This is a genomic window from Capnocytophaga sp. oral taxon 324 str. F0483 (assembly GCF_000318315.2).
Taxonomy (GTDB): domain Bacteria; phylum Bacteroidota; class Bacteroidia; order Flavobacteriales; family Flavobacteriaceae; genus Capnocytophaga; species Capnocytophaga ochracea.
The window spans coordinates 35721-41720 of sequence record NZ_KB291499.1; the positions used below are offsets into that span (position 1 = coordinate 35721).

Below are 6000 nucleotides of genomic sequence, written 5' to 3' on the forward strand. Positions count from 1 at the left end.
AACTAATTCCCAAATCCCCAAATTTAACACTCGTCATTTATTCCTCGTTTCTTCTATCTCACCCCAGTTCTACCTCGTCCCACCAGTTCTCATTTGCTAATTTCCAAATCTGCTAATTAAATTGTCTTTCGTGCTACGACTATATAGAAAAATCGCTACAACCTGTGTAGCGATTTTCCTTATAAAAATTTAATAACCAAGTTACTTAGTAACGTTTGTTACTTCTACTGTCCACTCAGCGGTATTGCCATTAGCTGCCTCAATCTTGTATTTATGTGGGTTCGTCCAGTCTCCTGGAGTACCCAATCGCGGTGCATCGCCTATCGGGAATACACGAGCAGCGGTGGAAACCGATAGAATAACAGTGAGATTAGCTTTGCTTACTTTATCTCTTTCCACGATCGGGAAATCGCTATTGGCAGCAGGTACTGTTACTTCTATTTTTACAGTTTTATCGGTCTTGTTAATCTCCTTCTTGTTCACTGTTAAATTGATGAATTTCACAATCTTTTGGTTACTTGCCTTCGATATTTCATCGCTGATAAACCGATATTCCACTCTGTCTACATTGGTAACATCATTTTCTTCAAAGGCAGGCAACTCTTCCAAATTGCTTTTCAAACAACTGTTAAAGCCTATCGCTAAGATAGCAAAAAGTGCATATAATATATATCTTTTCATTTTTCTTTCGTTTTTAAGTTATTACCAACCTGGGTTTTGTGCGTCGTTTATACCACTTGCCGAGCGCTGGTCTAAAGTACCTTGTGGGATAGGCATCAAGTAGCGTTTAGTAGTAAAAGTGCGTTCCCACGCCCCGTTGCGGGTAATTTGGGCTACCATAAACTGCTTGCGGTCTTTGGTGATTTGTATTTTGTGCACAGGGGTGTTAAGTGCGTTTATCACTGCTCCTGCTGCGGCTCCGTCATTAGCATCGCCTCCGTATTGTCCCCAGCGCAAGAAACTCCAGTATAGGTCACCTTCGTAAGCCATTTCCACACGGCGTTCGCGTATGTAATCTTTCCAAGCATCGGCTAAGGTGGCTGCTGTCGAAGCAGGTAAGTTTCCGTGGGTTACGCGTGTTCTGTTAAGAGCGGTAACCGCTTGTGTCACATCACCTTTTAGCAAATAGGCTTCTGCCAAGTTCATATACATTTCACCCAATCGCGCTATTACAAAATGGTAATCTGTATTATTGCTTACGTACACGCGGGGTTCAACTTGCACCACAGCTTTGCGCCAGTAGTACCCCGAAGCGGTAGTATACCAAGAGTCCGATTGCCCTTCACGCACTCCTGCCCATAGGTTACCGCAAATATTGGTTTCCACCTCTTCTTTTAGCCAATTACTTTGGTCGTATACAACGGTTTGATAGAAACGGGCATCGCGGTGCTGATACATTAGCTTGCTGATGTTAGTCTCTGTGGCACTACTTTTTATCTTCCCGTAACGGGTGATGATATTTCCTTTGGCATTGGTTCCTAAATCGGCAGCCTCAGGTACATTGTGCCGTACGGTGTTTAAAGCGCCTTCAGTAAGCGATGAAATATCTCCGTTTTCCACATTGTTGAGGAACTGTGAAGTTTCATACCAAGGTTTAGCCGTGTGGTCTGCTTGGTCTACCACCAAATATTGGTCTATTAAATCTTGTGTAGGGAAGTAACTTGCCCAACCTTCAAACGAACGTCCTTTGGCATCGGCAAATTCTTTACCGCCTACAAATTTTACTTCGTTATTGTTGATGTTCGGTACAACTCTTATCATCTCGTTAAAATTACCTACCGTTGTATTAAGGCTCAAGCGATAATGAGCTAAGATAATCTCCTTGTCATACTTGCCTGCCTCTACAAACATATTGCCGAAGTTTTCTGCCGAAGTAAGGGCGTATTTGCCTGAGTTAATCACTGCTTTTGCCGATTCAATAGCGATATCTAAATAATGAGCGTCTTTGGTATAAGCGTAGGCTTGCAAGGCAGCACGGCTTCTAAAAGCGTGAGCTGCGTACTTGTTGGCTCTCCCTGGTGCCGAAGTCTCTGGCATTCCTTGGGTGGCTTTGGTCAAATCGTCCATTATATATTTGTAGCTCTCGGTAGGATTTTTGGTGTAGAGTGTCCTAAAAGCCTCTTTGTCTTTGGTGTTGAGCACCCTTAAAATGGGTACAAAACGTCCTTGCCAACGTGTTTGGTGGAAAAACAATACCCCTCTCAGCAAATAACCTTCGGCTTTTAACGCCTCAGTAGGAGCTTTCTCTATGATCATATTGCACTCGCGCAAATTGGCAAAAAAGTCATCAAGCCCTTGTGCCGAACCTGTAAATCTATCAAATCGCTCCACAGGAAACGCATCTAAGTTGTTTAAATCGCTGTGGATACCATTAGGCGTAATACTTTCTGAATAAGCATAACCCGTAAAGTTGGTAATAGTGCCGTTATAAGAGTTGATTACAAACGACTCAGCCGACTCTTTACTGCCCCAAACCGTCTCGTCGTCATAACTCTCAAATGGTTTGGTATCAAGTTCATTACAAGCAGTGAGCCCTGTTAGAACTACCGCTATACTGATATATTCGATATATTTTTTCATATACTCTTGTTTTTATAGTGCGACATTTAAACCTAATGAAAACATTCGCTCATTAGGATATCCAAAGAAATCACTGTTCACTATTTCAGGATCCATACCGTACTTAGTGGCTTCCGAAATAGTAAATACATTTTGTCCGCTAAGGGTAAGCTTCATAGCGTATATCCACTTGTAGTCCTTCAAAGCGGCTTTCTTCAAATCATAAGAAATTGAAAAGTCTTTCAATCGCAAATAAGCCCCATTGATGAGCCAATGGTCACTACTTGCCACGTTATTATTGCCGTTTACTGAATGCGAGGATACTAATCGTGGAAACTTAGCTCCTGTATTGTCGGGGCGCCAGTAATCCAATTGGAACTCGTAGAAAGGCGTAGTACCCGCATTAGCACTTTGTCCCAAAATAGTACTACCTAAATAAATATCAAAACGTGTAGCCCCTTGTAAAAGCATATTAAACGAAAAAGCTTTATAGCTCACTCCTAAATTGATTCCATAGTTAGCTCGTGGGAAACCGTTTTTACCGATACGTGCAAAATCAGCTCCATCAATCTTACCGTCTCCGTTGAAGTCTTCGTATTTGATGTCTCCTCCTGTTAAGTGATGTGAGTTCACGCGCTTAGGATTGTTGTACACATCGTTAGCGTCTTGGTAATACCCCAAGGTGCGATAACCTGTACCGTAGTAACCTACTTGTTGAGTGGTACGCAAATACGGATTTTTACGGTTTTCTAAGCTCTCATCAGGGTTATTAGCCCATAATTGGTCAAAGAAAGTAGTGTTCACCGAAACACTGTATTTCAGTTCGCCTATGTTGTCTTTCCAACCCAATTGCACTTCGTAACCCGCACGACGGTGTTCTTTGTTAGAGAGTACTTTAGGTAACGACTTTCCAAGAGGGGCGGTATACCCTACTTCCAATGGGTCTGGTGCGGTAAGATAACCAGTAGTTTTGTAGAAAAAGTAGTCAAACGAACCGTACAAGCGATTGCTGAGCGACTCAAAATCAAAACCTATGTCGGTTTGTTTGGTGGTATACCACGTAATATCGGACGAAGGAATATCGCCTTCCGAAAAACCTTGATAAAACTTGCCGTCAATCACATAACTTGTATTATTCAGGTTATAAGAGGGCAAATAAGCAAAACGCCCTACACCACTGTCCAAACCCACTTCTCCATAAGAACCGCGTAGTTTAAGCAAGTCGAAAATATGGCGCTCTTTAAGCGTTTTCATAAACACCTCATCCGAGAGTATCCAGCCGAATGAACCTGAGAAGAAGGTACCCCAACGCCTATCCTTAGGAAAGAGGTCTGACGCATCGTGGCGCATACTGCCTTCCACAAAATAGCGTTTGGCATAATTGTATTTCACTTGTCCCACAACACCAGCTCTACCGTTTTCGCTCTCTCCACCGCCTCCGTCCATACCTTCTTTAGGCCCTGGATTAAATTGGTCGATAGGAAAATTGTAGTTAATTCGCTTATGCCATAGGTTATTGTTAAAACCATAAGAGGCTTCATAACCCGCAAGAGCTGAAATGCCGTGCTTGTTAAAATCCTTAACGTACTCAGCAAAAGCTTGATAAGTATACGTATATGCATTGCCAACCGATTTGTTGAGTTGCGGTTTGGCTACAGCTGCGGGCGTAGTGCTATCCCAGTCGTACTGTTTAGCATCTTTACGCCAAGACTTATCTTCTGAGCTCATATAACGATAGTTGAAGTTACCTCTCACTTTCAAACCGCTTACCCAAGGCAATGCCCATTGCAAGCCTATCTGTCCGTTAATATGTTTGTAGTTTTGGCGTGAATACCCTGCATCTCTCGAAGTCTCGGCTACAGGGTTATCGGTAGTGTTTACATAAGGAAGTCCGTATTTATTCACCGCAGGAGTCAGCGGATTGTGGTTTACCAAGGTATGGCTAAACACTTGGTAATAGCCACTTGCAGTCGATGAATAAGGGTGTTCGTTTTCTTTTAAATAACCGTCGATAGAAGTATTACCTGAAAGTCCCGTACCGGGTATGTCGAACTCTTGGTTCACACGGAAGTTAATCGTCTCCATATGGTGCGTACCACTGCGGTAGAGTGAACCTTTATGCAAATAACCTAACGAAGCCAAATACTTGTTGTGTTCTTTACCTCCTGTTATTTGCAAATTGTGTCGATATTGCTGTGCAAATTCTTTTAAGATAAGTTTTTGCCAATCGGTATTGGGGTAATTCAGCTGGTCGCTACCGTCTAAAATCTTTTGCAATTTGTCATCGGTATAGGTAATGGGCAAATTGTCGTTCTGTTTAGCGATATTGTTTTGCACCGCCCACTGATAGGCATCTAAGCGTTTAGGAAGAAACGAAGGCTGTGAAATGGTTACAGAGTGATTGTACTCAATGGTAGTGATCCCCTCTTTACCACGCATAGTGGTCACTTGCAAAATACCATTAGCAGCACGCGCTCCATACACCGCCGTCGCCGAAGCGTCTTTCAATACCGAAATAGATGCGATGTCCTCGGGAAGCAGATTTACAAAATCGTCGTAATCGCGTATAATGCCATCAATTACTACCAATGGCGTACCTCCCCCGCGAATAGAAATCGTACTGCGGTTGTCAAGCCCAGCCGAGCCTTTCACTATCAACCCTGGTGAACGCCCTGCCAATCCTTGCGTGATATTAGTTACAGGAATTTCTTTTAACTCCTCTGTCTTAACAGAAGATACTGCAGAAACAAGAGATCTTTTAGTAGATGTGGTATAACCTACCACCACCACATCGCCCAACTCTTGTACTTGAGATTTTAGTAAAGCGTTGATTGTAAGGGATTTACCCCCCCCATTTACGGCTACTTTCTTAGTCTGTGTTTCGTAACCTACTGAACTAAACTCCAATACAGCATTATTAGGTACATCAATGCTGTAATTACCGTCAAAGTCCGTTGCTACCCCGTGAGTAGTCCCTTTTATCAGTACACTTACTCCAGGCAGTGGACTTTTATGCTCATCGGTAACAACACCGGTTACCTTTATTTGAGCCCTACCTACTTGTGTACAGAAGACCAGCACAAGCAGTAACAAACAATAAATGCATTTGTTCATATAACAAGAAAAATTTTGGTTAACTAAATCAGGAAAATTTCAACGCTACAAAAGTATAACACTTTTTTAACACGCACAAGTTTTTTACCAAATATTTTTACGAAAACTTTCTCTATTCTTTCCTTATTGTTCATTTATAAGCAATTATACGAACGCTTTTCTTCTTATTTATCTAAAAACAACCACTACCAAAAATCCTTTTTCCCGTCGCTATACCCCCATATTAGGTTCGCCTTACCGTCACCTCATCGACGAGGTTTTCACCACATTACCCTCGACTTTCCCGTCGCTATATTCCCCCTTTGAAGGTAGCCAGCGACAGCTGGG

General features: G+C 42.4%; 3 protein-coding genes. All 3 read right to left on the reverse strand.

What is annotated here, in order from left to right:
- Positions 1-201: 201 nt before the first annotated feature.
- From HMPREF9072_RS02925 to HMPREF9072_RS02935, 3 genes are read right to left on the reverse strand one after another with little or no spacing between them, the layout of a single operon-like run.
- A complete protein-coding gene (locus tag HMPREF9072_RS02925; RefSeq protein ID WP_009410453.1) occupies positions 202-681 on the reverse strand; it encodes a hypothetical protein in 480 nt (159 codons plus the stop codon).
- Positions 682-702: 21 nt separating this feature from the next.
- On the reverse strand, positions 703-2580 hold the full coding sequence (locus tag HMPREF9072_RS02930; protein WP_009410454.1) for a RagB/SusD family nutrient uptake outer membrane protein: 1878 nt from the start codon (positions 2578-2580) through the stop codon (positions 703-705).
- A gap of 12 nt (positions 2581-2592) precedes the next feature.
- Entirely contained in the window at positions 2593-5673 is a 3081-nt protein-coding gene (locus HMPREF9072_RS02935; RefSeq protein WP_009410455.1) for a TonB-dependent receptor, read from the reverse strand.
- Positions 5674-6000 lie beyond the last annotated feature (327 nt).